This is a genomic window from Rhodococcus sp. MH15, from assembly GCF_019266045.1.
Lineage (GTDB): Bacteria > Actinomycetota > Actinomycetes > Mycobacteriales > Mycobacteriaceae > Rhodococcus_F > Rhodococcus_F qingshengii.
On record NZ_LPNP01000080.1, the window covers coordinates 536,489 to 561,224 of the forward strand.

The 24,736-nt window shown below is 62.7% G+C and carries 26 protein-coding genes; 17 read left to right on the plus strand and 9 right to left on the minus strand.

Annotation, left to right across the window (positions count from 1 at the left end; translation table 11 throughout):
* Nucleotides 1–9 precede the first annotated feature (9 nt).
* The 4 genes from ATN37_RS25435 (at nt 10) to ATN37_RS25450 (ending at nt 4,831) form a co-directional block, all read left to right on the plus strand.
* Nucleotides 10–1,788: an ABC transporter ATP-binding protein gene (locus ATN37_RS25435; protein WP_007729612.1), complete on the plus strand. Its 1,779-nt coding sequence runs from the start codon at nt 10–12 to the stop codon at nt 1,786–1,788.
* 75 nt (nt 1,789–1,863) lie between these two features.
* A complete protein-coding gene (locus ATN37_RS25440) occupies nt 1,864–3,075 on the plus strand; it encodes an acyl-CoA dehydrogenase family protein (protein WP_003940162.1) in 1,212 nt (403 codons plus the stop codon).
* Nucleotides 3,072–4,097, plus strand: a complete 1,026-nt coding sequence (locus ATN37_RS25445; RefSeq protein WP_007729609.1) for a phosphotransferase family protein — start codon at nt 3,072–3,074, stop codon at nt 4,095–4,097. The genes ATN37_RS25440 and ATN37_RS25445 overlap by 4 nt, the downstream gene beginning before the upstream one ends.
* A complete protein-coding gene (locus ATN37_RS25450) occupies nt 4,094–4,831 on the plus strand; it encodes an SDR family oxidoreductase (protein ID WP_192712190.1) in 738 nt (245 codons plus the stop codon). Before ATN37_RS25445 ends, ATN37_RS25450 begins: the two co-directional genes overlap by 4 nt.
* A 4-nt stretch (nt 4,832–4,835) precedes the next feature.
* On the opposite strand, the gene ATN37_RS25455 is transcribed toward ATN37_RS25450, so the two are convergent.
* Complete coding sequence (locus tag ATN37_RS25455) at nt 4,836–5,381, minus strand: hypothetical protein (RefSeq protein ID WP_007729604.1); 546 nt, start codon at nt 5,379–5,381, stop codon at nt 4,836–4,838.
* 144 nt (nt 5,382–5,525) lie between these two features.
* On the opposite strand from ATN37_RS25455, the gene ATN37_RS25460 reads away from it, so the two are divergent.
* From ATN37_RS25460 to ATN37_RS25475, 4 genes are read left to right on the plus strand one after another with little or no spacing between them, the layout of a single operon-like run.
* Nucleotides 5,526–6,026: a methylated-DNA--[protein]-cysteine S-methyltransferase gene (locus ATN37_RS25460; protein ID WP_218695758.1), complete on the plus strand. Its 501-nt coding sequence runs from the start codon at nt 5,526–5,528 to the stop codon at nt 6,024–6,026.
* Complete coding sequence (locus ATN37_RS25465) at nt 6,013–6,567, plus strand: RNA polymerase sigma factor (protein WP_218695759.1); 555 nt, start codon at nt 6,013–6,015, stop codon at nt 6,565–6,567. Before ATN37_RS25460 ends, ATN37_RS25465 begins: the two co-directional genes overlap by 14 nt.
* A complete protein-coding gene (locus ATN37_RS25470) occupies nt 6,564–7,163 on the plus strand; it encodes a methylated-DNA--[protein]-cysteine S-methyltransferase (RefSeq protein WP_218695760.1) in 600 nt (199 codons plus the stop codon). The genes ATN37_RS25465 and ATN37_RS25470 overlap by 4 nt, the downstream gene beginning before the upstream one ends.
* On the plus strand, nt 7,160–8,005 hold the full coding sequence (locus ATN37_RS25475; RefSeq protein ID WP_030537220.1) for a DNA-3-methyladenine glycosylase: 846 nt from the start codon (nt 7,160–7,162) through the stop codon (nt 8,003–8,005). The genes ATN37_RS25470 and ATN37_RS25475 overlap by 4 nt, the downstream gene beginning before the upstream one ends.
* Nucleotides 8,006–8,009: 4 nt before the next feature.
* On the opposite strand, the gene ATN37_RS25480 is transcribed toward ATN37_RS25475, so the two are convergent.
* The 5 genes from ATN37_RS25480 to ATN37_RS25500 form a co-directional block, all read right to left on the minus strand.
* On the minus strand, nt 8,010–10,235 hold the full coding sequence (locus ATN37_RS25480; RefSeq protein WP_218695761.1) for an MMPL family transporter: 2,226 nt from the start codon (nt 10,233–10,235) through the stop codon (nt 8,010–8,012).
* A 102-nt stretch (nt 10,236–10,337) separates the two neighbouring features.
* Nucleotides 10,338–11,888: a bifunctional 3'-5' exonuclease/DNA polymerase gene (locus ATN37_RS25485; RefSeq protein WP_064074237.1), complete on the minus strand. Its 1,551-nt coding sequence runs from the start codon at nt 11,886–11,888 to the stop codon at nt 10,338–10,340.
* A 46-nt stretch (nt 11,889–11,934) separates the two neighbouring features.
* Nucleotides 11,935–12,798, minus strand: a complete 864-nt coding sequence (locus tag ATN37_RS25490) for a biotin-dependent carboxyltransferase family protein (protein ID WP_058037623.1) — start codon at nt 12,796–12,798, stop codon at nt 11,935–11,937.
* Nucleotides 12,795–13,427 carry an allophanate hydrolase subunit 1 gene (locus tag ATN37_RS25495; protein WP_003940006.1) on the minus strand — a complete coding sequence of 211 codons (633 nt, stop codon included), beginning with the start codon at nt 13,425–13,427 and terminating at the stop codon, nt 12,795–12,797. Before ATN37_RS25495 ends, ATN37_RS25490 begins: the two co-directional genes overlap by 4 nt.
* Nucleotides 13,424–13,903, minus strand: coding sequence for a MarR family winged helix-turn-helix transcriptional regulator (locus ATN37_RS25500; protein WP_218695762.1), 480 nt, complete (start codon nt 13,901–13,903; stop codon nt 13,424–13,426). Before ATN37_RS25500 ends, ATN37_RS25495 begins: the two co-directional genes overlap by 4 nt.
* Nucleotides 13,904–13,977: 74 nt before the next feature.
* On the opposite strand from ATN37_RS25500, the gene ATN37_RS25505 reads away from it, so the two are divergent.
* Nucleotides 13,978–14,811 carry an alpha/beta fold hydrolase gene (locus ATN37_RS25505; RefSeq protein WP_058037625.1) on the plus strand — a complete coding sequence of 278 codons (834 nt, stop codon included), beginning with the start codon at nt 13,978–13,980 and terminating at the stop codon, nt 14,809–14,811.
* A gap of 4 nt (nt 14,812–14,815) precedes the next feature.
* On the opposite strand, the gene ATN37_RS25510 is transcribed toward ATN37_RS25505, so the two are convergent.
* Nucleotides 14,816–15,259, minus strand: a complete 444-nt coding sequence (locus ATN37_RS25510; protein WP_081558456.1) for a hypothetical protein — start codon at nt 15,257–15,259, stop codon at nt 14,816–14,818.
* A 49-nt stretch (nt 15,260–15,308) separates the two neighbouring features.
* On the opposite strand from ATN37_RS25510, the gene ATN37_RS25515 reads away from it, so the two are divergent.
* Nucleotides 15,309–15,587 carry a hypothetical protein gene (locus ATN37_RS25515; RefSeq protein WP_058037626.1) on the plus strand — a complete coding sequence of 93 codons (279 nt, stop codon included), beginning with the start codon at nt 15,309–15,311 and terminating at the stop codon, nt 15,585–15,587.
* 134 nt (nt 15,588–15,721) lie between these two features.
* Here the strand turns inward: ATN37_RS25515 and ATN37_RS25520 are convergent, their stop codons facing one another.
* Nucleotides 15,722–17,098 (minus strand): NAD-dependent succinate-semialdehyde dehydrogenase, encoded by a 1,377-nt coding sequence (locus ATN37_RS25520; RefSeq protein ID WP_039973099.1) that lies wholly within the window; start codon nt 17,096–17,098, stop codon nt 15,722–15,724.
* A gap of 99 nt (nt 17,099–17,197) precedes the next feature.
* On the minus strand, nt 17,198–18,511 hold the full coding sequence (locus tag ATN37_RS25525; RefSeq protein ID WP_007729572.1) for a YhgE/Pip domain-containing protein: 1,314 nt from the start codon (nt 18,509–18,511) through the stop codon (nt 17,198–17,200).
* Nucleotides 18,512–18,682: 171 nt separating this feature from the next.
* Between ATN37_RS25525 and ATN37_RS25530 the strand changes: the two genes are divergently transcribed.
* From ATN37_RS25530 to ATN37_RS25560, 7 genes are all read left to right on the plus strand, one after another.
* Entirely contained in the window at nt 18,683–19,315 is a 633-nt protein-coding gene (locus ATN37_RS25530) for a DUF4178 domain-containing protein (RefSeq protein WP_042448586.1), read from the plus strand.
* Nucleotides 19,312–19,812 carry a DUF2617 family protein gene (locus tag ATN37_RS25535; RefSeq protein ID WP_064687754.1) on the plus strand — a complete coding sequence of 167 codons (501 nt, stop codon included), beginning with the start codon at nt 19,312–19,314 and terminating at the stop codon, nt 19,810–19,812. Before ATN37_RS25530 ends, ATN37_RS25535 begins: the two co-directional genes overlap by 4 nt.
* Nucleotides 19,800–20,216 (plus strand): DUF4247 domain-containing protein, encoded by a 417-nt coding sequence (locus ATN37_RS25540; RefSeq protein ID WP_037128670.1) that lies wholly within the window; start codon nt 19,800–19,802, stop codon nt 20,214–20,216. The genes ATN37_RS25535 and ATN37_RS25540 overlap by 13 nt, the downstream gene beginning before the upstream one ends.
* Nucleotides 20,213–20,716, plus strand: coding sequence for a DUF350 domain-containing protein (locus ATN37_RS25545; protein WP_042448576.1), 504 nt, complete (start codon nt 20,213–20,215; stop codon nt 20,714–20,716). Before ATN37_RS25540 ends, ATN37_RS25545 begins: the two co-directional genes overlap by 4 nt.
* Nucleotides 20,716–22,290, plus strand: a complete 1,575-nt coding sequence (locus tag ATN37_RS25550; RefSeq protein ID WP_064114201.1) for a polyamine aminopropyltransferase — start codon at nt 20,716–20,718, stop codon at nt 22,288–22,290. Before ATN37_RS25545 ends, ATN37_RS25550 begins: the two co-directional genes overlap by 1 nt.
* Before the next feature lie 150 nt (nt 22,291–22,440).
* The gene (locus tag ATN37_RS25555) at nt 22,441–23,994 is read left to right on the plus strand and encodes an acetolactate synthase large subunit (RefSeq protein WP_232329921.1); all 1,554 of its coding nucleotides are present in this window, start codon (nt 22,441–22,443) and stop codon (nt 23,992–23,994) included.
* 49 nt (nt 23,995–24,043) lie between these two features.
* A complete protein-coding gene (locus ATN37_RS25560; RefSeq protein WP_058226676.1) occupies nt 24,044–24,721 on the plus strand; it encodes a GAP family protein in 678 nt (225 codons plus the stop codon).
* The last annotated feature ends 15 nt before the right edge of the window (nt 24,722–24,736 follow it).

The following is a 24,736-nucleotide window of genomic DNA, read 5'->3' on the forward strand; positions in this document are numbered from 1 at the left end:
CATAAATTCATGCTTGAATCCGACGCTTCTCAGCCCGCACCGAAATGGAGCAATCTCCGCGTCCTCTCGGAGTTCGCTCGACCGCATCTGCCGTCGCTCCTTCTCGGATTGGTACTGGCGCTGTGCGGCTCCGCGGCGACGCTGGCAACGCCCATGGTCACCAAGTGGGTTCTCGACACCCTCGATACCGGTGCGTCGCTGAAAGGACCTATCCTCACGCTCGTCGTCCTTCTGATCGTCGGTGCCGTGCTCGGTTGTGCTCAGTGGATCGTTCTCGGAACCGCCGCCGAGAAGGTTGTCTTCGACGCCAGGTCGTCGCTGGTGAAGCGATTCCTGGCGGCGACCGTACCTTCGCTGCAATCGCGATCCGTGGGTGAATTGGTCACCCGGGTCACGTCTGACACCTTGCTGCTGCGGGAGGCTGCGTCGTCGGCCGCGGTGAATATTCTGAACGCAGCCGCGTTGACCATCGGAACGATTGTTCTGATGGGCGTACTGGATCTGCCGTTGTTGGGCGTCACCATGGTGGCAATCGTGTTCGCCTCCATACTCTTTGCCGTTCTGATGCCTCGGATTTCCGCAGCCGAAGCGCGAACCCAGGAATCGCTCGGTCAGCTCGGCGGCGTACTCGAGGGTGGCTTGCGTGCGATCCGGACGGTCAAAGTTTCCCTCGCCGAGGATCGCGTCGGCGCTCTGGTGACGAACAATGCGTCCGATGCGAAAAAGCATGCGATCACGGCAGTTCGAGTGTCGGCAACCGCGTGGACTGTCGCGTGGACCGCCATTCAAGGATCGATCATTGCCATCCTCGGCTTTGGTGCGTGGCGAGTCGCCGACGGCGAAATGGCAGTCTCGACGCTCATCGCGTTTCTGCTCTACGCCTTCACCCTGATGGGGCCGGTGTCGGAGCTTGCGCAGAACGTGACCTCCGTTCAGTCGGGAATCGCGGCAGCTATCCGGATTCGCGAGATGCAGTCGTTGCCCACCGAGCAGTACGACGAGGTCGTGGACGTGGTCGCGAAAACCAACGCTGCCGCGCCGCTGATCGAGTTGCGCGACGTCACCGTGAGCTACCACGGATCGAACCAGCCGGCGTTGCGCGATGTCTCGCTGGTCATTCCGACGCGTGGGCACATGGCCATCGTCGGCCCGTCGGGTGCAGGAAAGACGACCTTGCTCTCGACCGTGCTGCGATTTGTCGAACCTCGATCGGGTGAGGTTCTCCTGCATGGAGTCGGTTACGACGCGCTCGATCACCGCGCTGTGCGCGAGAGTCTCGCGTACGTGGAGCAGGAGACACCGGTGGTGCCCGGAACGATTCGGGAGAACGTCGTCTTCAGCCATCCCGATGCGACGGACGAAGAAGTCCAGGCCGTTCTGCGCTTGCTCCGGCTCGACGACGCGATCGAGGCCCTGCCCAACGGACTCGACACCGCTCTGACGGCCACCTCGCTGTCGGGCGGCCAACGTCAGCGCATCGCGATGGCGCGCGCAGTTCTGCGGCCGAGTGCTTTGCTTCTGCTCGACGAAGCCACTGCCCAGGTCGACACGCTCACCGAAGCCGCGATTGTCGACGCGATCAACGAACGTGCGCGCACCGGGGCCGTGGTGACTATCGCTCACCGGCTCTCGACGGTGCGTGACGCCGACTGGATCGTGGTCATGGAAGACGGTCGGATCCGCAACATCGGCAACCATGACGAGCTCATGGACAAGGACGATCTGTACCGCGACATGGTGGTTGCCGGCCGGCTCGATCAGGGCGAGGCGATGCTCGAAGATTGTTGACCCGGCGCATCGGCATGTGCGAGAGTGCTGTTACCGAGCGATCGCTCGGTCGGGATGTTCTTTCGGAGGTGGCTGGTGGCAATCGATCTGACGTACGCGCCCGAGGTGGTGGCGCTGATCGAGAAGACGCGCGACTTCACGCGCAACGTAGTGCTCCCCATCGAAGACGAACACGCCGGTGACATCGCTGTAGCGGGTGGCGATGCCATCCGCATCGAGATGCAGTCGGCAGCAAAAGAAGCCGGTGTCTTCGCCCCGCATGCACCGATCGAGTACGGCGGCCACGGACTCAACATGAGTGATCGCGCGCCGGTCTTCGAGGAAGCCGGCTACTCGCTATTCGGGCCGACGGCGCTCAACATCGCGGCGCCGGACGAGGGCAACGTTCACATGCTGGCCCACGTGGCGAACGAAGCACAGAAGCAGCAGTTCCTCGCGCCGCTCGCAAGCGGGGACATGCGGTCGGCATTCGCCATGACCGAACCCGCGCCCGGAGCGGGATCCGATCCCTCGGCTTTGAACACCCGCGCCGAAAAAGTCCCCGGTGGCTGGAAGATCAACGGTAAGAAATGGTTCATCACCGGCGCCGACGGCGCCGGGTTCTTCATCATCATGGCGCGCACGTCCGGCGAGCCCGGGCAGCGCGGCGGAGCGACCATGTTCTTGGCGCCGACGGACACTCCCGGCCTGGTAGTGGGTCGACACATCGACACCCTCGACAAGGCCATGATCGGTGGGCACTGCGAGGTCACGTTCGAGGATCTCTTCGTACCCGACGAGGCCGTTCTCGGTGAGGTCGATCAAGGTTTCGCCTACGCGCAGGTTCGCCTCGGTCCCGCCCGCATGACGCACGTGATGCGCTGGCTCGGTGCAGCGCGCCGCGGCCACGACGTCGCCGTGGCCAGGGTTGCCGAACGAGAAGGCTTCGGCTCGAAACTCGGTGATCTCGGAATGATCCAGAAGATGGTCGCCGACAACGAGATCGACATCGCAGCCAGCCGCGCACTTCTGGTGCAGGCCTGCTTCGAACTCGATCAGGGCGGGCACGCGAGCAACGCGACGTCCATCGCCAAGACCTACGCTGCCGAGGCGATCTTCCGGATCGTGGACCGCTCCATTCAGATGTGTGGCGGAATGGGCGTGTCCGGCGATCTGCCGCTGGCACGCTTGTCCCGCGAAGTGCGTCCCTTCCGCGTCTACGACGGCCCGTCCGAGGTTCATCGCTGGGCAATTGCGAAACGTGTTGTGGGAGCTGCGAAGCGCGCTGCTCGGGAGGAGTCGAAGTGACGGACTTTCCAGGACTCGATCTCGCGGCGCTCCACAAGTATCTGCAAGCCGCAGGCGTCGAGGTGAGCGGTGAGTTGCGAGCCGAACTGATTTCAGGCGGCAAATCCAATCTCACCTACGGAATCTTCGACGACAACTCGAAGTGGATTCTGCGTCGTCCACCCACGGCCGGCCTCACGCCGTCGGCGCATGACGTTGCGCGTGAGTTCCGAATCACCTCGGCGTTGCAGAACACTGCCGTGCCGGTCGCGCCGACCGTCGTGCTGTGCGAGGACGCCTCGGTGATGGGTGCGTCGTTCACGGTGGTCGAGTTCGTCACCGGTCAAGTGATCCGAACCAAAACCGAGTTGGAAGCTGTTCCGGCAGCGCAGGTCACGCAGTGCACCGACGAGTTGGTGCGTGTTCTCGCTGCACTGCACGACGTCGACTACACCGCAGTGGGTCTCGGCGAACTCGGCAGACCCGACGGTTACGTAGCCCGCCAGGTGAAGTTGTGGGCCGGTCAATGGTCACGCGTCAAGACCGAGGACTCGGCCGACGTGGACAGGTTGGCGTCGAGCCTCGCGGAATTGATTCCGGCGGAATCAGCCTCGTCGATCGTGCACGGCGACTACCGGATCGACAACACGATTCTCGCGGCGAACGACGTCACCAAGGTTGCCGCAGTGGTGGACTGGGAACTGTCGACGCTGGGCGATCCGCTGGCGGACATCGCGATGATGTGCGTCTATCGGCATCCCGCGCTGGATCTGGTTCTGGGTGAGCCTGCTGCGTGGACGAGCCCGTCGCTACCGTCCGTTGTCGATCTGGCGCAACGGTATTCGTCCGTGTCGGGTCGTGAACTGGCGCATTGGAACTTCTACATGGCGCTCGGGTTCTTCAAACTCGCCGTCGTGGCGCAGGGCATCGATCACCGATTCCGAGCAGGAGCCACCGTCGGCGGGGGATTCGACAAGGCTGGATCTTCTGTGCCGGAACTGATCTCGGCCGGACTCAACGCACTGCAAGGGAAATTCGAATGACTCGATCAGCACTGGTCACCGGCGCCTCCAAGGGAATCGGGCTCGGCATCGCAACACGCTTGGCTTCGCAAGGGTACGGGCTGACCATCACGGCGCGTGATACCGAGCGGCTCGCCGTGGTCGCCGAAGAACTTACGCGCGCCGGATCGCCGGACGTCGTCGTCTCGGCCGGCGACATGGCGGACGAGAACTTCGCCGCAGCACTCGTCGCCACACACAGTGAGCGATTCGGCTCCATGAGGGCACTCGTCCTCAACGCCGGAGTGGGAACCAGTGGGCGAGTGGCGGATTACCCGATGCGACGTTTCGACAAGACCGTTGCCGTCAATCTCCGGACACCGTTCGCGCTATTGCAAGCGTCGCTGCCGCTCCTGCGTACAGCGGCGGACGCGGACCTTGCCGGCGGAGCGAAGGTGATCGCTCTCGCCTCGATGGCCGGTGTGTATGCCGAGAGCGGCCTGGCCGTCTACGGAGCCACCAAAGCTGCGCTGATTTCGATGGTCGAGGCACTCAACGCCGAGGAATCCGGAAACGGCGTCAGTGCGACGGCCATCGCTCCCGGTTACGTCGACACCGACATGTCGGCATGGACACACGATCGGATCACACCGGACACCATGATCAAGGTCGACGACATCGTGGAGTTGGTGGACGGTCTGCTCAAGCTCTCGTCTCGAGCGGTCGTTCCGAAGGTCGTCATGGCGCGGGCCGGGACCAACGGCTACTCCGCCTGAAATTTCAATCCAGCTTGGCTTCGCCCCGCTTGCGAAAGAAGTGAAAGCCAGGCACCCCGACGATCGCCTGCCGCAGGTCCTTGACCACTCCGAGGAGTTCGTGGATCTCGGGCGAGACGGAGTCCAAGGTTCCGAGGATGGGCAACACCGCGGCCACCCGGTCGGTGAGCTCCGGTAGTTGGTCGATCAGCTTGATCGCGGCGCTGACCTCTGCCTCGGAAAGGTCGTCGGCGAACCTGGCGGCCAGCGGCGCGAGCTGTAGGGCGATGGGCTCGTAGATCTCGAGGAGTTGTCCCGCGATGTCCGACGTCTGCTCGACGGCCTCGACCAGTGTCTCAGCGCGAACGGTCACGGCGGCGGCTCCGATGACGACGCGGTCGGCGTTGTCGGCGATCTGGTTGATGCGCGCCACCAACCTCTCGACCGAGAAGAGGAGCGCCTCGAGTCGAGTGGGCAGGGTGACCGCAAATGCGACCGTGGACAGGGACCAGTGCACCACGTCGCCGACGGAGCGGACGACGGTGGAGCTGCCGGGCAAAACTAGAGCCATCCCTCGATACTGCCTGATGTGACGTCAAAGTACAGGTAAATCTCACATTCACGAGGCCCGCGGCGTCTTCGAGGTGTCGGTGCCGGCGCGGACAATCACTTCACCCGCTGCCTGCCGCACCGCGCAACCTGGAAGGATCGAGACATGACGGCTATCCGTACGCACACTGTGATCGACTCGCCGATCGGAGCGTTGACGCTGGTAGCAGCAGGTGACGACCTCTGCGGTCTGTACATGGCGGAGCATCGCCACAAGCCGGACGAGTCCACGTTCGGTGATCGTTCCTCGGCGGTCTTCGGTGAAGTCGAATCGCAGCTCACCGAGTACTTCGAGGGTGATCGCACGGAGTTCTCCGTGCCGCTGGCGCCCGTGGGTACCGAGTTCCAGAAGCGGGTGTGGGACACCTTGCGAACGATCCCGTACGGCGAAACCTGGACCTACATGGAGCTCGCGCAAACTTTGGGTAACCCGCTTGCGATCCGTGCTGCCGCCGCGGCAAACGGCAAGAATCCGATCAGCATCATCGTTCCCTGTCATCGCGTGGTCGGTAGCGACGGAAGTCTGACCGGTTTCGCCGGCGGCCTCGAACGTAAGCGGTTCCTGCTCGACCGCGAGTACGGCGGCGAATCGGATGTCCTCTTCTGATGCGCTCGGCTCACAATTCGGTGATCGGGAACGTCTACCGGTCGTGACACTCAAACCGTTCGAAGACGTCGTGACCGAATACGGTGCAGTGGTCCTCCGTGTCTGCCGCGCGGTGGTCGGGCCCGTCGACGCCGAGGACGCGTGGTCCGAGACGTTCATCGCGGCGATGCGGGCATACCCGGATCTGAACCTGGACGCGAACATCGAAGCCTGGCTGGTCACCATCGCGCACCGCAAGGCGATCGACATCACCCGAGTGCGTGCCCGCGTGGCCGTGCCGACAGACGACGTTCCGGAGTTGCCGACGCGAATCGGCGTGCCGGGCACGTGGGATCACGAACTCTGGGACGCACTCGAACAACTACCACTCAAACAACGTGCGGCGGTCGCCTATCACTTTCTGGGTGGGCTGCCGTACGCAGAGATCGCGGACATCCTCGGCAACACGCCGGCAGCCGCCAGACGCGCGGGTGCGGACGGTATCGCCACCCTACGAAGAACCTACTTGTCCGCTACCGCTGCGGAAGGGAGTCACTCATGAGTAACGATGTGTTCGAGGCATTTCCAGCCGTTGACGCCGACGCCATGATCCGCCTACGGGCGCGCCTGGCTGCGCAGGCGTCCGAAGCCGAATTGATCGACGTGGCATATCGAACCGTCGATTCGCCGGTCGGAAAGCTGCTGCTGGCGGCAACTGATGTCGGCCTGGTGCGGGTTGCCTTTGCCGTCGAAGGGCACGGCCTCGTTCTGGAACGATTGGCGGACACCGTCAGCCCTCGTGTGCTTCATTACCCGCGCAGGCTGGACACTGTCGCTCGCGAGTTGGACGAGTACTTTGCCGGTGCGCGTCGAGAATTCGATCTGCGCTTGGATTTCCAACTCGCGAAAGGGTTTCGACGCGAAGTGTTGCGTCATCTTCCCGAGATCGAATACGGCCACACTGCAAGCTATTCGGTGGTCGCGGCAGCGTCGGGAAGCCCACGTGCGGTGCGTGCCGTAGGGACCGCATGTGCAAAGAACCCGCTGCCGTTGGTGGTCCCGTGTCACCGGGTGGTGCGCAGCGACGGCAGCCTCGGGCAGTACGCGGGTGGCCCCGAACTGAAAGCGATTCTGCTGGATCTGGAAGCCGGCCGGTGAGCGCAGTGACGCTGCGCTTTCAGGCGCCCTATGCAGTCGAACCGCTGACCGGTGCCCTGCGGGCTCACTGCGTCGCAGGCCTCGAGCGTCACGACGACGGTGTTCACACCAGAGTCGTACCGTTGCCTTCCGGACCCGTTGTCGTGTCGGTGTCGTGGACCGACGACGGTGTCGTCGTGGATTCCGATGTGCCGGTAGCGGATTCCGCAGTGCTGGAGGTGATCGTGCGCCGTTGGCTCGACCTCGACGCCGATCACACTGCTGTCGAAGCGGCGTTCGGTAGTGATGAGTTGTTGGCCCCACTTGTTGCCGCCCGTCCAGGATTGCGTGTGCTCGGTTCGGTGGACGGGTTCGAGACCGCAGTGCTCACTGTTCTGGGACAACAGGTTTCGCTCGGCGCGGCGAGGACGTTCGGTGGTCGTTTTGTCAGCGCATTCGGGGTACCGGTGCAAGGGGATTTTCTTGCCTTCCCTGATCCGGACGTGGTTGCAGCGCAATCAACCGAGGGCATACAGAAAGCCGTCGGATTGACCACAGCGCGCGCAAGGACAGTGCACACGCTGGCAACTGCGGCAGCGAACGGCCTCGATCTCTCCTGGAATGCGGATCCTGTCCAATTTCGGCGAGAGCTGTTGGCGCTAAAGGGAATCGGACCGTGGACCGCTGACTATCTCACTGTTCGAATTCTCGGTGATCGCGACGCCTTCGTACCCGACGATCTGGTGTTGAAGCGAGCGTTGGGGGTTTCGTCGGGCAAAGAAGCCGCAGCGTTGTCCGAGCGCTGGCGACCCTGGCGAGCCTACGCGCTCTTTCATCTGTGGACTAAGGAAGCGTTTCTGTAGTCGGTCAGTCTTTCGCCCGCGCCAGTTCGGACGGCCACCAAATACGTTTCCCGATGTCGTGAGAGAGTGCCGGCACCAGGACGCTGCGCACGATGATCGTATCGAGCAGCACGCCGAAGGCCACGGCAAATCCGATCTCGGCGAGGAAGACCAGTGGCAGGATTCCCAGTACGGCAAATGTTGCGGCCAAGACGATTCCGGCTGACGTGATCACACCGCCCGTCACCGCAAGACCGCGCAGTACACCTGCGCGGGTGCCGAATTCTCCGGTCTCCTCCCGGACTCTGGTCATCAGGAAGATGTTGTAGTCGATACCCAGCGCGACGAGGAAGACGAAGGCGAACAGCGGGAACGATTGATCCGCCCCGGCGAACCCGAATACGTGTGTGAAGAAGAATCCGCTCACACCGAGGGTCGCCGCGAATGAAAGCACCACGGTGACAATGAGAATCACCGGGATCAGCAGAGCACGGAGCAAAGCGGCCAGAACCAGGAAGATCACCACCAGCACGATCGGGATGATCAGGTTTCTGTCGCGGACCGAGGCCGCCTGGACATCAAGGGTGGTGGCCGTGCTGCCGCCGACGAGCGCGTCGGCGCCGGGCACGTCGTGGACGGCAGTCCGCAGTCGCTTGACAGTTTCGAGTGCCTGCGGCGAATCGTAGGAGTCGGCGAGGGTTGCATTGATCATGGTTCGGCCGTCGATCGGTGCAACGGTGAAAGCCGCAGGGGCGCAACCCGCAGCGGCGGCTTGTGCGACGGCAGCGGGGTTGGTCTTGATCAAATCGCTGACCTTTGCGACGTCCACCTGGGTGCAGACGGCGCCGGGATCCTGCGAGATACCTTCGACGCCGCTGGCTGCTTTGATGACGGCGTCGGCCTGGTCGGCGTTTGCGGTGATCACGGCCGGTGCGCCGGCTCCGGGATCGAACTTCGAGTCGTAGAGTTCTTGTCCGACAACTGCGTCGGGACGATTGGTGAAGCTTTCGGTGGATGTCAGGCCATCGGTTTTGAGACTGCCGATCCCGGCCGCGAACAGGATGATCAACAACACTGTGGCGCCGATCCACAGTGGGCGGTCCTTGCTACCGACGGCCTCGGCGATCTTGCCCCACATCCCGTGCGTCGTAAGATCTGCGGCGTGATCGACCTTGGGCTTGCGCGGCCAGAAGACCCACCGTCCGGTGGCGGCCAGAGCGACCGGCATGAACGTCATCATCACCAGATAGGTGCAGGCGATCCCGATGGCGGCGACGGGTCCGAGGCTCTTGTTGGAGTTGAGTTGAGAGAACGTCAGGCAAAGCAGACCGAGAATCACGGTGACAGCCGAAGCGGTGATGGCCGGCGCAGACTCGCGCCAGGCCTTGATCATCGCGTCGAAGCGGTTGGGATACGTGTGCAGTTCTTCGCGGTAGCGAGAAATCAAGAGTAGGGCGTAGTCGGTACCGGCACCGATTACCAATACGAAAAGGATGCCTTGAGATTGCCCGGTCAGCGTCAGTAGTTCGGCTTTCGCGAGGAAGTAGATCACCATCGACGACAAGCCGATGGCGAGGAGCGCGGAGAACAGCGGGAAGACCCACAACACCGGCGATCGGTACACGACAAGCAGGATGAGGATCACGACCAGGAGTGCCGCGCCAAGGAGCGCTCCGTCCAGACCGGCAAAGGCGTCGATGAACGCAACGAGTAGCCCACCTGGCCCGGCTGGGAGTACCTCGACATCACCGGCTGCTTGTTTTGCGGCGTCGATGACGTTCTGCTCGGTGGTCGCCAGGACATCACCTGCCACGGCGGTGTCACCGTCTTTGGCCACGAGTGGCACGAAGATCGACGCAGTTGTGCCGTCGGCGGAGTACTGAGTGGGCTGCATACCGTCGGCGTCTACTCCGGAGATGCCGGCAATGGCGCCGTAGGCCGAGTTGATTGCAGATTTGTCCGCCTCGGTGAGGGCCGAATCTCGATGGAACAGAACAAATCCAGGGATCGTCTCGACTGCGAGGAAGTTCGCGGATTGGTTGCTGACGATTGTCGATTCGGCGGAACTCGGGAGGTACGAGGCGTTGTCGTTCTTTTGAACCTCGGCGAGTTTGCCCTGGAAAGAACCGCCGAATCCGCCTGCGACGAAGGCGAAGATCGCAAGGGCGATCACGGTGAAGATCGGCACGCGAAGGCGCTTCACGGCTCCGCGCTCGTTCCGTTCTGCATCAGTTGTGTCCAGCTTGGTCATGGTTCTCCTCGAACACAGTCGACCAGCACCAACAAAGCAACGTTTTCCAGTAGAACACGCAATACGGGCGTGGTGGAACCACTTGGAGTGGAATTGACGACGCTACGAAGTGCCTTTGCCGTAAGTCTCGCGGGCTGCGACGTCCATAGGAAAACGAACGACTGTGTCGCCGAACAACAATCGAGTTGCCGAAGCCGCGGCGGCCAGCACGTGGGCGGCACCTGACTCGGGGTTTCGGGTATGCACGACCACTTCGTCGTGCTGGAAGAAGACCAACTCGCCGTCCGGATCTTCGGCGAGGCGGCGCCTGAGGTCGGCGAGCAGGCACAACGCCCACTCGGACGCAGTGGCCTGAACGACGAAGTTTCGCGTGAAACGACCGCGGGCATGAGCGTCGCCGTGGGAGTAGAAGTCGGGAGACGGTGGGGGACAGGCCCGGCCGAGCAGTGACTTCACCACCTCGCCGCGCTCACCTGCCTTGGCAGCTTGCTCGACGTACTCGACGGCGACCGGGAATCGCTTCCGCAACAAGACGAGCAGTGCTTTGGCTTCACCCGCCGTCGCCCCGTACAGGACTCCGAGGATTGCGACCTTGGCTTTTGCGCGATCCCCGCCGAAGGCTTCTGCACCGACAAGTGCGTACAGATCGTCGTCGCCGGCGGCGGCCATCATGCGGCGGTCGCCGGACATGGCGGCCAGAATTCGGGGCTCGAGCTGACCGGCGTCGGCGACGACGAACACGTGGCCCGGATCGGCGACGACGCTCGAGCGCATGGTCTTCGGAATCTGGAGGGCCCCGCCGCCTCGACTCGCCCACCTGCCGGACACGACACCACCAGGAACGTAGATCGGACGGAATCGATCTCCCCGCACCCAACTGTCCATCCACTGCCACCCGTTGGTGCTGTACAGCTTGGCGAGTTCGCGATGACGAAGGAGTAGCGGCACAGCCGGATGATCGATCTCCTGCAGAAACCACTTGCGTGTCGACGGAAGTTCGATGCCCTGACGACCGAACGCCTCGGTGATCTCCACCGAAGACGAAGGATTGACGGTGCGCCCGAAGACCTCACTGATCTGTGCGGCAAGTTCCTGCATACGAGCGGGGAGGTCGTATCCCGTCGGCCGCGGCCCCAGCCGTTCTTCGAGGAGTTCGCGATGCTTCTGCGTCGAGAACGGAAGGCCCGTGTGCGTCATCTCGGCGGCGCTGAGAGCGCCGGCCGATTCTGCTGCGATCAACAAGTCCAGTCGAGCGTCCGCGCCGATGGTTGCGCGCTGCTCGGCGAATTCGGTGACGACGGCGAGGGGATCGAGAACGGGTGCAGTGTCGAAGAGTCCGAGTCGATCGTCGTCGAACTCCTCGGCGGGCGGTGACGGTTTGCCGGCGCGCATTCCGAGTATCGCGCGGGTCAGGGAGATGTCGTGGCACCGCTGAACCCGTACGCCTGCCCGCAGTAGAGGTGGGTACACGGTCGCCGTACTCGGCCACACCCACCGCGGGTGCTCGGCTTCCTCGATGGTGCGTACCGCTGCGATCAGGTCGGGGTATTCGACGGGATCGGCGAGCGGCGTTCCAGCGGGATCGGTCCGTAGGACAGTTGCCGTCACAGCTCCCGTGGACGTCGTACTACCGGGGACCAGGACAACTCGCACGACATCAGTGTGACGGCTGGGTCCGACACGCTATCGCTCGGCGTGCTCAGGCCCTGACGAACCGGATGTGTTGACCCGGGCGGGCTTGGCCGAGTCGGTCGATATCTGCGTCCGCGACCACTCCCACCACCGGATAGCCGCCGGTGATGGGGTGATCGGCGAGGAACACGACAGGTTGGCCGCTGGGTGGGACCTGGATCGATCCGAGTGCCACGCCTTCGGTGGGCAGTTCGGTGTCGTCTGTTCTTCGAAGTAGTTCGTCGGCGCCGACGCGATCGACGCGTGCGCCGATTCGGTCCGAGTCGGTCGAGATCGCCCATCGGCCATGGAGGAGTGTTTCGGGGTTGGTGAATCGATCTGCGCGAGGACCGAACACCACTCGAATGGCGAGAGTCTCGTTTGCCATCGGCGGCACCGGTGCGAGGTCGACGGCTGAGAACGTGGTCGGCGATGGCCCGATCGGGAGAAAAACACCAGGCTCGAGAGGCGCCGGACCGATCCCGGACATCGTGTCGGTGCTGCGCGATCCCAGGATCTCGGGAACCACAATGCCGCCTCGGACGGTCAAATACGTCCGCAGTCCGCTCGGTGCGTAGTCCAGGCGGACGGTCTGACCAGCCCGCAGATCGATCACGCTCGAATGCCCGACCGGAATGCCGTCGCGGTAGGCCTGTGCAGGCGCACCGGTGAACGCGATCGTTGTCGGTTGCTGCGCCCGAAGACTCAGCCCACCCAGGAGGACCTCGACACCGGCTGCGCCCTCGTTGTTGCCGACGAGCCGATTGCCAAGCCTGAGAGATCGCCTGTCTGCCGCACCGGAAACCCCGACACCCGAGCGAAGATGACCTATCCGTCCGAGGTCCTGGATCAGGCTCAGCGGCCCGGTGTCGAGTATCTCCAGACCGTTCATCGTTGTTCCTCGTTCACGAAGCGCACGCGTCTGCCGGGCTGAACGGTGGCCGGTGGTGTGGCGTTCAGATCCCACATCACGGCATCGGTGCTCCCGATGATCTGCCAGCCACCCGGTGATGCACGCGGGTAGACCGCGCTGTATCCAGCGGCCAGGGCGACGGAACCGGCAGGCACAGCGGTTCGTGATTGCGTTCGACGCGGAACGTCGAGCCGAGTGTCGCCTGAAGTCAGGTAGGCGAAGCCGGGTGCGAATCCGATGAAGGCGCAACGCCACATTGCCCCGGTGTGGGCCGCAACCACCTCGGATCGGCTCATACCAAGTGACTGTGCGACGTCGTCGAGGTCGGGCCCGTCGTACCTGACGGCGATGGTGAGTGCATCCGTCTCGAAATGCTCGTCTGTGGTCGCGGCAGAATCGGTCTGCTCGAGATCGTTCAAGCGCTTCCGGACGTACGTGAGATCTGCCGCCGGGGTGCACGTGACCAGGACCGTGCGAGCTGCGGGGAGGAAGTCTTCGACCCCGACCGGGGTGTTACGCGTCAGTGCTTCGGTGAACGCTAGAACGCCAGCTTCGGAATCGAAGTCCACGAGCAATGCGCGTTCTCCCGCGGGAAGTATGCGAGTCACCGGGAGGGCTCCCTATCGACTCGAGTCCGCTCCACGTCCGCTCGCATCGCGGCGATGAAACTCGCGATGGTGGCTCGCTCTGTGGCGGTAAAATTGCCGAGGGTGCTCACCGCCCGTGAAATGAGTGGGCCGAAGTAACTCTCGCCCAGAGTGACCGCCGATGGTGTGACCTGCAAGAGCACCCGTCGACGGTCTGCTGAGTCCCGCTCCCGAGCTACGTGCCCCGCTTTGACCATCCGGTCGACCAGTGCAGTCACCGACGCCGAGTTGATCCCGAGCTGTGAGCCCAACCAACCTGGCGTCGCCGATGTGTTCGAGCGCTCGGCATCGAGAAGGCAGATCAACGCGCGCACGTCGGTGGAGTGCATTTTGTACTTGTTCGCAAAGCCGGAAACCGCCACGTTCAAGTCGACGGTCAGTGCGCGAAGCGAGTGGACGATCGCCATCGCTTCGTCTTCTGCATCGCCGACGCTCAAGGATGCCTCCAGCCCTGGTGTGTTGTCTCTCGATTGTCTACTATCTCGATAATCGAGAGAAATGGGGGTGGGGGATGGACTTCAATCGCGCATACGACGCTGTACTGACCAAATGGCCGCAGAAACCGCTGGGTGTGGATCTCGCGGGGCGGTTCGGTAACACGCATGTGAACGTCTGTGGGCATGCAGACTCGCGGCCGTTGATCCTTCTGTCCGGGGGAGGTGCCACTTCGACGGTGTGGTTCGACAATGTTGGGGCGCTGTCGAAATCCCGGCGTGTCTTTGCTGTCGACACCATGGGCGATGCCGGGCGGAGCGTTCCGAATGGTGATCCGATGAAGTCCGTCGACGATCTGATCGAGTGGATGGACTCGATAGTCGATTGCACCGGGGCCGGCACCGTTGATGTGATCGGACATTCCTATGGCGCAATGATTGCGTTGGCCTTTGCGCTGCATCGACCGAATCGTGTCGGGAAACTTGTTCTGCTCGATCCTAATTCGAGTTTCTCCGGCATGAAGGCGGGCTACCTTCTGCGTGCGCTTCCGCTGTTGCTCTCCCCGTCGCGAGCGCGCCGACGGCGACTGTTGGATTGGGAGACAGGTGAGTTGAGTATCGACTCCGACTGGCTGTCTCTTGTGGAAGTGGGCACTTCGGATCTACCGCGACCCGATCTCGTAGTGCCTCGACGTCCTTCGAAGGAGGCCTTGAGCGCACTGGATGTCGAGTTGCTGGTGGTCCTCGCACAAGACGGACGGGTGCATGATGCGGAAACCGTGTCGAAGTCAGTGCGGGAGAGGGTTCCCGCAGCGCGTGTCGAGGTGCTGAAAGCTTCTTCGCATCACAGCATTCCGATGGTTCCCGCCGATGAAATCAACCGGGTGCTCGTCGACTTCTTGGAGGGCTAGCGGATCAGGGTGCGACGACGCACCCCGGACCGATCGGTGTCGCCGGATTGACATCGACCGTTGTGACCGGCCCGCCCGCGGACGTCTGGTAGGCCATCAGAGAGTGTTCGCCCGGTGCAGTCGGAGTCCACAGCGTGACGGCGTGGCCGAGTACGACCGGCAAGGTGAAGTAGGGATTGACGGTGTCCCAGATCAGTTCCTGCGGGAACATGGTCGACGCTCGGTTCATGTCGACAATCGAGACGTTCGGCTCGTTCAACGCTGCTGTCCTGGCAACCACCAGATACGTGCAGCCCGCTCCGTACGACGTCGTCGGCCCGCTGCTGAGACCCGGAAGGATCGTGACGTCGACTACGTCCGCGGAAGCTGACGTCGCGGAACAGATGGCTGCACTCGCGCAGAGGGCAGCGGCGACTACGGTAGTTTGAGCGATTCGTGAAAGTGTCATACCAGCAGGTCGGTTTTATCTGGGTGGGTGTTACAGGCAGACTGACCGGATGCGCGCACTTCACGTTCTGCTGGCCGGCTTCGGCTTCCTGCTGGGGTTCCTGATTATTGTTGTCTCCGGCCTGATCGAGTGGGCGTCCTTCGCCTCCCGAACCGATTTCGCCTTCGTCGGTGACTCCGCCGTGTCGGTTGGTGTTTCCAACGAGGCGATCTACACCGCCGTCGCTGCTCCACTGGTGGGTGCACTGTTGGGCTGGGGGTCAGCTGTCATCGCGACGAGGTTCGGGTGGAGCCTCACTCGTGGGGGTGCCACGCCGGCAAGCGAGTGACCAGGCAGCGGACCCGCTTGCTGGTCCGTGGGTTATGAGGAAAGGCCCCGACCTCCATCGAGGTCAGGGCCTTTCTTTGCGCCGAGCTACTTCTGTGTCGCGCTACTTCTGTGTCGAACTACTTCTGTGTCGAACTACTTCTTCGAGACGCGGAGCAGCTTCTTGTTCACGAACTCGTCCATTCCCCACGGACCGAGCTCGCGGCCGACTCCGGAGCGCTTGACTCCGCCGAAGGGCAGACCGGGCAACGTCGTTCCGTGCTCGTTGACGAACGCCATTCCCACGTCGAGATCTGCAGCGACCGACCGGGCGGAATCGAGATCGCTGCTCCAGACGGATCCGCTCAGGCCGTAGACCGACGAATTGGCAAGTTCCACAGCCTCGCTGGCCGACTTGACCTTGTAGACGACTCCGGCAGGTCCGAACAGTTCTTCGCTGTAGGCCCGCATGTCCGGTGTCACGTCTGCGAGCAATGTCGGTTGAACGTAGGCGCCCGGGCCGTCGATCTTCTTTCCACCGGTCAGCAGCGTGGCACCCTTGGACACAGCGTCGTCGATCTGCTCGATCAGAGTATCTGCCGCGCTCTGCGAAGAGAGCGGACCCAAGACTGTGGATTCGTCCAACGGGTCACCGGCAGTGACGGATTCGAAGGACGTCGCCAACTTGTTGGTGAAGTCGTCGTAGAAATCTTCGGTGACGATGAAACGCTTGGCCGCGTTGCAGGCCTGGCCGGCATTGGACAGACGTGCCTTGGTTGCGGACTTGACGGTGGCATCCATGTCGTCGGAATCGAGGACGATGAACACGTCTGATCCGCCGAGTTCGAGGACGACCTTCTTGAGATTGCGTCCGGCAGTTTCGGCGACGCTGGTTCCGGCGCGTTCGCTGCCGGTCAGTGACACACCTTGAACTCGGGGATCGGCGATCATGTCCGCGATCTGCTCGTTGGTCGCGAAGACGTTGACGTAGGCGTCGTCCGGCAATCCGGCTTGTCGCAGAATCTCTTCCATCAGCAGCGCCGACTGCGGACAGTTCGATGCGTGCTTGAGAATGATCGTGTTACCGAGCATCAGATTCGGTGCCGCGAAGCGGGCGACTTGGTAGTACGGGAAGTTCCACGGCATGACGCCGATGAGAGCGCCGATCGGTCGCCGGTACACAACCGACTCCTCGGCCCCGGGAACGTCGAGTCGTTCTTCCTCGAGCAGTGCCGGACCGTGGTCTGCATACCACTGATAGATCGCGGCCGAGAGTTGTACTTCGCCCTTGGCCTCGCGGACCGGCTTACCCATCTCCAAGGAGATCATTCGGGCCAGTTCGTCTGCGCGCTCTGTGTACAGTTCGGCGGTCTTGCTCAGGACTGCCGCACGCTGCTGTGGCGCACTGTTGCGCCAGGTCAAGTAGCCGCGATGCGTGTTCGCAAGTGCGGCTTCAACTCCGGCGTCATCCAAAGTATCGAATTCCCTGACGGTTTCACCTGTCGCGGGATTGACTGTTTTGTAATTAGCCATAGTTGTACAACGTGCGGAAGGGGCTCGAAGATTCCCGAAACGCGCAATCACATTGAATCGGCTCAACAGGTTTCGATCAAATCCCGGCTGGGTACCATGTCACGCCACCTTGGGACGATGGGTGCGCTCGTAGCCCTTGCGGTCGTAGAAACGGGTGGTCACGATGCCGAGTACGACGCCGATCAGTAGACCCACCAACGTCATCCAGACGGCATGCAGCAGGCCTGCCTCACCGCGTGCGCCGAAGAACAGGATCGATCGCGTGCCCATGTAGATCTGGTGCATCGGCTCGAATTGCGCCAGCCAGGCATACAACCTGGGGCTGGCTTCGAGGGGGATGGTGCCACCGGACGAGGGCAGCGCGAGAATGACGAACACGAACAGGTTGATCAACATGCCCAACGAGCCGAACGCGGCCATCACCGACATCGCCGTGATGCCCACCGCTGTGATGACCAGCGCGCCGTACTCCCACAATGCAAGCCCGTGAGTGACCGGCATTCCGAGGGCGCGACTGATCCACTGGAACAACGCGGAGACTATGCCGGACAACACGATCATGAATGCCCATTTGACGAGCAGCGTTCGAAACCTGTTGATACCCACAACGTCGTTCTGAACGAAGAGTGGACCGAATTCGGTAGGCGCGTATCCGAGCATGCCGTCCACCAAGGAATTGACCACGGTTGCTCCGGTGAATCCCGCAAGGACCAACAGCAGCGCGAAATAGAATGCCACCAAACCGAATCCGGTTCCGTCGGGAAGCGGATCGTGGGCAACCGTGAGTACGTTCACCGGGTTTTCGAGCAGCAGGCGGCTCGCTCCGGAGATCTGGGTTCCGGTGCCTCCCGCTTCCAACTGCGCGGTGACAAGGGCGGTGAGTTGCTCGCCCATGTTCTTGTTGACCGAGGCGAGGGCTGTGGTTCCGATCGACTGGACCAGCGATGCCGAGACGGAACCGGCGCGAGGATTGGTGTAGATCGTGATGATCGGTTGCTCTACGTCACCGGCGACGACGCTGGCCTCCGCCAGGATGATCGTCCTCTTCGTGAAATCACTGGGAATCACGATCGCGCCGTACAGCGTGCCGGAGTTCAACCGCGATTGGGCTTCGGCGATACCGATCTGCTGCAGGTCGATCTTCTGGTGGTCGATTCCGCTTTCGAGGCCGGCGACGATGTCGTTTCCGAAGTTCTTGCGGTCGGCGGGGTCGCCACCGGGGAGGGTGTCGCCCTCGTCCTGGTTGACCAGGGCGATCGGGAACTGGTCCAGGTGTTTCTTGGGGTCGAGTATTCCGCCCATGTACAACGCTGCCAGCGCAGACATCAAGAGGGTGACCACTATCAATGGTGTCAACCAGAATCGTGGTGTGTGCATGACGGTGCGGGCAGACGGCTCCGTGTTCTTGCTCATCGTCAGTCGACCGGCTTTCGTTCGCGCGGAGTTCCTCGGGCTGAGCGTAAACGCAAAGGTGCGCCGGGGCAGTCTTTCGATCTGCCCGCGGCGCTGGAGACCTGTCCGGTCGGCGACAGGCCGGATTGCCGGCAGTCTCATCCGAAAAGGCTGAGAACGGATCGGTAGGGTATGGCCCGCGGCAACCCTGCCGAGACGATTTCGGAGAAACCGTTGACCAACGTGCTGATAGTTGTCCTGATACTCGTAGTGATCGCTGCCGTCGTGTTTGTGGTCCTGCGTGGACGCCAGGGTAAGCCGAGTGCTCGCGTCGACCCGCTCGCCGACTATCCCGAGGTGTACGACCCCCACAAGATCGGGGTCGGCGACATCATCACGTACGCGGGTATCGACCATGTTGTTCGAGGGACCATCACGCTCGACGAAGAGGGGTACATCTGGCGTGAGCACCTTCTCGACGGTTCGACCGGTCGTCGTTGGTTGACGGTCGAGGACGACGAGGGCGAATTGGAGATGACTCTCTGGATGCGTCGAGAAGGAACCAACCTGGTCCCGAACGGCGACGTCATTCTCGACGACAAGGTTCACCGCAAGATCGAAAGTGGAACGGCGAAGTTCACGGCCGAGGGTACGACGGGTACGGCCCCTTCCGGCTCGATGGAATACGCGGACTATGCGACCGCCGACAAGACCGGCCTGATTGCATTCGAGAAGTGGGCGCGCGGACAGTCGTGGGAGGTTTCCACGGGACGGGCGGTCACTCGCAGCGAACTCACCGTCATCCACTCGGGCCCCCCGGAATGAGCCTGTATCTACTCGACGTGGAGCCGACCGACGTGGATGCCTCGGCACTGGGGTTGGTACTGGGAGCTCCTGCGCCACCGACCCTCGCCGAGTTGGTGATCGGAACTTCCGACGCGACGCTGACCCTCGGAGTGCTGGGGGCTTCGCACGTGGTGACGGCCTGGGCGTCGGGAAAGAAACTGACCGAACAGGTTTCGTGCGATGCTCTTGCAGTCGGCGGTGAACCACTGCCCGCAGTGGAGTCCACGCAAAACTACCGGTTCGAGTCTTCCTCACTGGTGATGGACCGGGTCGAATTCGACTCGGAAGCTGCGTCGTTGAAAGAGTCCGCCGGCCACGACGGTTGGATCTGCGGATCCTTTCCCGGCGACGACACAGCGTTGACCGCTTTGTATGGCGTGCGAGACCGCCAGGGGTGGAGTTGGCAGAGTTGGCATTTGTACCCGGGGGAGGGGACAGGAGTGATCGTGAAGACACGCAGCAGGTGGCAGCCGTGAGGGGGCGGACGTGGTTGGCTCCGGTGATGCTGGCGGCCGCAATTGTCTTGTCGGCGTGCGGTGGTGGAGCCAAAGACTTCATCGCGGACAACTATTCCAAGACGTCCCAGGATGGCGACGTCGTGTTGTACTCGTCGAAAGATCCAGTGGGCACGACCGTCTCACGGATTGTCGACGCGGACGAACCAGCGGCGCGAAGTGCTGACGGCGGCAACGAATACCTGCGCTACGACGACGACATCGTCACTGTCAGTTCGGCTTCGGGCGGTGGCAGCACCATCAAGGTAGAGGACATCGACGGCACGTATCGCAGCGGCGGATACGCGTACCTGGGACCGGGCTTCAACCCGGGATCCCCGGCGGGTGGAAGCAGTGGCAGCGGCGGCTCGGGTAGTGCCAAATGACGGTAATGCTCAATGAGAAGGAGAACGGCGTGACGAACATCTTTGCATCCACTTCCGTCGAGATCGGGACGGTGGATCCGGCATTGCTCGTCGGGGGCGTTCTCGGCACCCTCGCCTACTTCGTCGTCGGTGCAGCGGTTCTGGCGACGGGATTCCTGGTCCTCGACCTCATGACACCCGGAAATCTCCGCCACCAGGTTTACGTCGACAAGAACCCGAACGCTGCGATTCTGTTGGCCTCCAATCATCTTGCGCTGGCGATCATCGTGGTGACGGCAATCCTGACCAGTTCGGACGGCTTTGCTCAGGGACTCGCCGACTCCGCGGTGTACGGACTGTTCGCGATCGTGTTGCAAGCGATCGCGCTGCGATTGATGAACGCATTCCTTCCCGGCAAGTTGGTTGCGCTGGTGCAGGATCCGAAGATGTGTGGCGCCGCGTGGGCTGTGGGTGTGAGCTTGCTGTCCATCGGTTTGGTGAACGCCGCAGCGCTCACCTGATGGTTGCCGCTGATCCCGATGTGACAGTTGACGAGCGTTCGACGATGCTCGGCCCGCGCGCACGCGTCCTTCTCCTTGCGGCTGTTGCGGCGTGCGCTGCGTGTGGCCTGATCTACGAGCTGGCCCTGTTGACACTCAGCGTGAGTCTGACCGGCGGCGGCATCACCCAGACGTCGTTGATCGTCGCGGGATTTGTTGCGGCTCTGGGTATCGGAGCGCTGGCCGCCAAACCTCTGCTGGGACACGCTGCCGTTTCGTTCGTGACGGTCGAGATACTGCTCGGGCTGATCGGCGGATTCAGTGCCGTCACGCTGTACGTGACCTTCACGTTCTTCGGTTCCAGCGCAGCAGTTCTGGTGGCGGCGACCGCGCTGATCGGCATCCTCGTCGGTGCCGAAGTGCCTCTGCTGATGACGCTCTTGCAGTCCGGTCGCAGCGACAACGACGCACAGAGCACCGGAAAGGTACTGGCCAACCTCAATGCCGCCGACTACCTCGGCGCATTGATCGGTGGTCTGCTGTGGCCGTTCGTACTGTTGCCGTGGGCGGGAATGATTCGCGGTGCCGCACTCACCGGCATGATCAATCTCGTGGCTGCGGCAGTGGTCGCGCTGATACTCCTTCGGTGGCAGCTCAGCCTGCGCGCACGATCGATCGCCGTCGTCGCAATGCTGTTGGCAGCAAGTTTGATCGGATGGTTGCTGATCGCAGCGTCGGACATCGAGACCACGTCGAGGCAGCGGCTCTACACCGATCCCGTGGTGGCCGCCGAGCGATCGGTGTACCAGGAAATCGTCGTCACCGAGCGGGGGAACGACGTGCGCCTGTTCCTCGACGGAGACCTGCAGTTCTCCAGTGTCGACGAGCATCGGTACACGGAGTCGCTGGTGTATCCGGCCCTGGTGAACGACCCCCGGCGCGTGCTGATTCTGGGCGGCGGTGACGGCCTCGCTGCACGGGAAGTGCTGCGAATGAACAGCGTCGAGCAGATCGTTCAAGTGGAACTCGATCCGGCAGTCATCGAGTTGGCCAACACGCGTCTTCGTGATCTGAACGAGGGAGCGCTCGAGGATCCACGGGTGGACGTCGTACTCGACGACGCGTTTCGGTGGCTGCGAGAGCGTCCGGAACCGGGTTTCGATGCGGTGATCGTCGACCTCCCGGATCCTGACACCCCCGCACTTGGCCGCTTGTATTCGATGGAGTTCTACGGACTTGCCGCTGCCGCGATGAATCCGGGCGGGCTGATGGTCGTCCAGTCCGGCAGCCCGTACTCGACACCGGATGCGTACTGGAGAACGGTGTCGACGGTATCGGCTGTCGGACTGAGCGTCTCGCCCTATCACGTTTTCGTGCCGAGCTTCGGTGACTGGGGATATGTGCTCGCGCAAGCGGGATCCACTCCACCCGACCTTCGTCTGCCCGCTGATGTGCCGAACCTGCGGTTCCTCGACGAGCCGACGCTGGCGTCGGCCTCGGTGTTTCCTCGCGATCGCCCGAGGCGGGAGTTGGAACCCTCGACGCTCGACCGGCCACGCATCGTCGACGATATGCGCAAGGGCTACGAACGCTGAACTCCCGACCGAGTAGCTTGAATCGAGACTCTCGGCCACGACGGAGGTACGGATGACTGTTCGGATCGAGGAGCACGCACCGGGAGTTCGGTTGCTCACGATGAAGCGCAGGAAGCATTCGCAGCTTTTCATGAAGAAGAGGTGATCGAAATGAACGGTGCACAGTCGCTCATCCAAAGCCTGGTCGACTCGGGCGTCGAGGTGTGCTTCGGCAATCCAGGAACGTCCGAGATGCATTTTGTCGCCGCACTCGATTCCGTTCCGCAGATGCGTGCGGTACTCGGCTTGTTCGAGGGCGCCGTGACCGGTGCCGCGGACGGCTACGCACGGATCGCCGGAAAGCCTGCCGCGACGCTGCTCCATCTGGGCCCCGGTATGGCGAACGGACTGGCGAACCTTCACAACGCGCGCCGCGCCCACACACCGATCGTGAACATCGTCGGGGACCACGCGACCTACCACCACGGTTTCGACGCTCCTCTCGAATCGAACATCGATGCGCTGACCGAATGGTTGGAGGGGTGGAGTCGACGTTCCGAATCCACCGCGACCGTCGGTAGCGACGCGGCCGACGCCGTTGCCGCCTCGATGAATCCGCCCGGGCACATTGCCACACTTGTCCTCCCTGCCGACGTCTCGTGGGGCGAAGGTGGAGTTCTTGCGGGTCCTCGGGACATACCGGGGCGGGCGGAAGTTTCTGCAACACAGATCGACTCGGTGGTAGGCGCGCTCAATGCCGAGGGTCGCGCCACGCTACTGCTGGGCGGCGCAGCCTGTTCCGAAGCTGGGCTGCGCGCCGCTTCCCGAATTGCGGTCGCGACCGGTGCACAGATTCTGATCGAGACTTTTCCAGCCAGGCTTCAACGAGGTGCGGGGCTACCGTCATTCGAGCGCTTGGGATACTTCGCCGAGCACGCCACCGAACAACTTCGCGGAACAACTCAGCTGGTTCTGGCCGGAGCGGTTTCGCCGGTCTCGTTCTTTGCGTATCCCGGAAAACCGAGCGATCTGGCACCGGAGGGTGCTGCGGTGACAACGCTGGCAAGCGTCGGCGACGATGTTGCCGGTGCACTGGAGGCAGTGGCCGAACTCGTGGCACCGGGAGTCGAACCTGTTGTGCAGGAAGCGAATCGGCCGGCGCTGCCGAGCGGGCCTCTGGACGTTCGAAATTGGGCCGACGTGATCGGCGCCCTGCTGCCAGGCGACGCCATCATCTCCGACGAGGCGGCGACTTCCGGTTGGGCGATCCCGATTGCCCTTGCCGGAGCGCCGCGCCACGACGTGCTCACGCTCACCGGAGGTGCCATCGGCCAGGGCATCCCGGTGGCGACGGGCGCCGCTGTGGCAGCGCCGGAGCGACCGGTGATCAATCTCGAAGCCGACGGAAGCGCGATGTACACCATCACGGCGTTGTGGACGCAGGCGCGAGAGCAGTTGAACGTCACGACGATTCTGCTCAACAATCGCGCATACGCCATCCTGCGTGGCGAACTGCAACGAGTCGGCGCAGAAGGTGGCGGCGTCGTCGCACAGTCGATGTTGGATCTGTCATCTCCGAACATGGACTACGTCAAGATCTCCGAGGGGTTGGGAGTGCCCGCGTCGCGGGCGAACACAGCGGAGGAGTTGGCCGAACAGTTTGCCGCAGCGCTGGCGGAACCCGGCCCGCATCTCATCGAGGTCATGCTGCCTCCGACGTCGTGATTTCGACCTCGAATCGATCGTCGATCGTGCATTCAACTGGAGGTTTTCGGTGCTAGCTGCGATCGGTTTGTCTCTTCCGATTGCCCTCGGCCTGCTTTTCGTCTCGATGCCCATGGCGGTGATCGTGCTCGTCATGATCACCGCTGGAGCACATCGAGGGGCGGCATCTTTTCTACTCGGGTGGGTCCTCGGAATCTCGGCAGTCGTCGCGGTGACCATCGTGATCGCGGACTATTCGTTTGCGGAGTCGCAGTCGTCGCAGACTTCGGTGTGGTCGAGCGTCGTACGAATCGTGTTGGGTCTTGTCCTGTTCGGCTTGGCATACAAGCAGTGGCGCGCGCGTCCGCGAAACGGGAGTGAGCCGACAGTTCCGAAGTGGATGAAGAGCGTCGACGGGTTGACTCCGCGGAAGGCGTTCGGGTTGGCGTTCTTGTCCGCGGCGGTCAATCCCAAGAATGCAGCGCTGGCGGTATCCGGTGCGGCCACTATCGCGGTCGCCACGAATGTCGTTGCCCAACAGATTGTTGCCGCGGTGATCTTCACGGTCATCGCGAGCGTCGGCATCGCGTCGCCGATCCTGGTGAAGGTGTTCTCCGGCAAGCGTGCCGACGAGATCCTCGCGTCCGCGAAGGCATGGATGACCGCCAACAACGCGGTGATGATGACGGTCATCCTGACGATCCTCGGTGCGACCGTGCTGGGCGAGGGGCTCAGTGGGCTGCAATAGGTCGCCTACCATTGG

Bases quoted from the DNA above. Each gene is read 5' to 3' on its own strand.
- ATN37_RS25455 (WP_007729604.1), bottom strand. From the start codon at position 5,381: ATGGCTCTAGTTTTGCCCGGCAGCTCCACCGTCGTCCGCTCCGTCGGC.
- ATN37_RS25525 (WP_007729572.1), bottom strand. From the start codon at position 18,511: ATGAGCAAGAACACGGAGCCGTCTGCCCGCACCGTCATGCACACACCA.
- ATN37_RS25530 (WP_042448586.1), top strand. From the start codon at position 18,683: ATGGCCCGCGGCAACCCTGCCGAGACGATTTCGGAGAAACCGTTGACC.
- ATN37_RS25450 (WP_192712190.1), top strand. From the start codon at position 4,094: ATGACTCGATCAGCACTGGTCACCGGCGCCTCCAAGGGAATCGGGCTC.
- ATN37_RS25465 (WP_218695759.1), top strand. From the start codon at position 6,013: ATGTCCTCTTCTGATGCGCTCGGCTCACAATTCGGTGATCGGGAACGT.
- ATN37_RS25470 (WP_218695760.1), top strand. From the start codon at position 6,564: ATGAGTAACGATGTGTTCGAGGCATTTCCAGCCGTTGACGCCGACGCC.
- ATN37_RS25480 (WP_218695761.1), bottom strand. From the start codon at position 10,235: ATGACCAAGCTGGACACAACTGATGCAGAACGGAACGAGCGCGGAGCC.
- ATN37_RS25435 (WP_007729612.1), top strand. From the start codon at position 10: ATGCTTGAATCCGACGCTTCTCAGCCCGCACCGAAATGGAGCAATCTC.
- ATN37_RS25515 (WP_058037626.1), top strand. From the start codon at position 15,309: ATGCGCGCACTTCACGTTCTGCTGGCCGGCTTCGGCTTCCTGCTGGGG.
- ATN37_RS25545 (WP_042448576.1), top strand. From the start codon at position 20,213: ATGACGGTAATGCTCAATGAGAAGGAGAACGGCGTGACGAACATCTTT.
- ATN37_RS25510 (WP_081558456.1), bottom strand. From the start codon at position 15,259: ATGACACTTTCACGAATCGCTCAAACTACCGTAGTCGCCGCTGCCCTC.
- ATN37_RS25505 (WP_058037625.1), top strand. From the start codon at position 13,978: ATGGACTTCAATCGCGCATACGACGCTGTACTGACCAAATGGCCGCAG.
- ATN37_RS25555 (WP_232329921.1), top strand. From the start codon at position 22,441: ATGAACGGTGCACAGTCGCTCATCCAAAGCCTGGTCGACTCGGGCGTC.
- ATN37_RS25460 (WP_218695758.1), top strand. From the start codon at position 5,526: ATGACGGCTATCCGTACGCACACTGTGATCGACTCGCCGATCGGAGCG.
- ATN37_RS25550 (WP_064114201.1), top strand. From the start codon at position 20,716: ATGGTTGCCGCTGATCCCGATGTGACAGTTGACGAGCGTTCGACGATG.
- ATN37_RS25535 (WP_064687754.1), top strand. From the start codon at position 19,312: ATGAGCCTGTATCTACTCGACGTGGAGCCGACCGACGTGGATGCCTCG.
- ATN37_RS25490 (WP_058037623.1), bottom strand. From the start codon at position 12,798: ATGAACGGTCTGGAGATACTCGACACCGGGCCGCTGAGCCTGATCCAG.
- ATN37_RS25520 (WP_039973099.1), bottom strand. From the start codon at position 17,098: ATGGCTAATTACAAAACAGTCAATCCCGCGACAGGTGAAACCGTCAGG.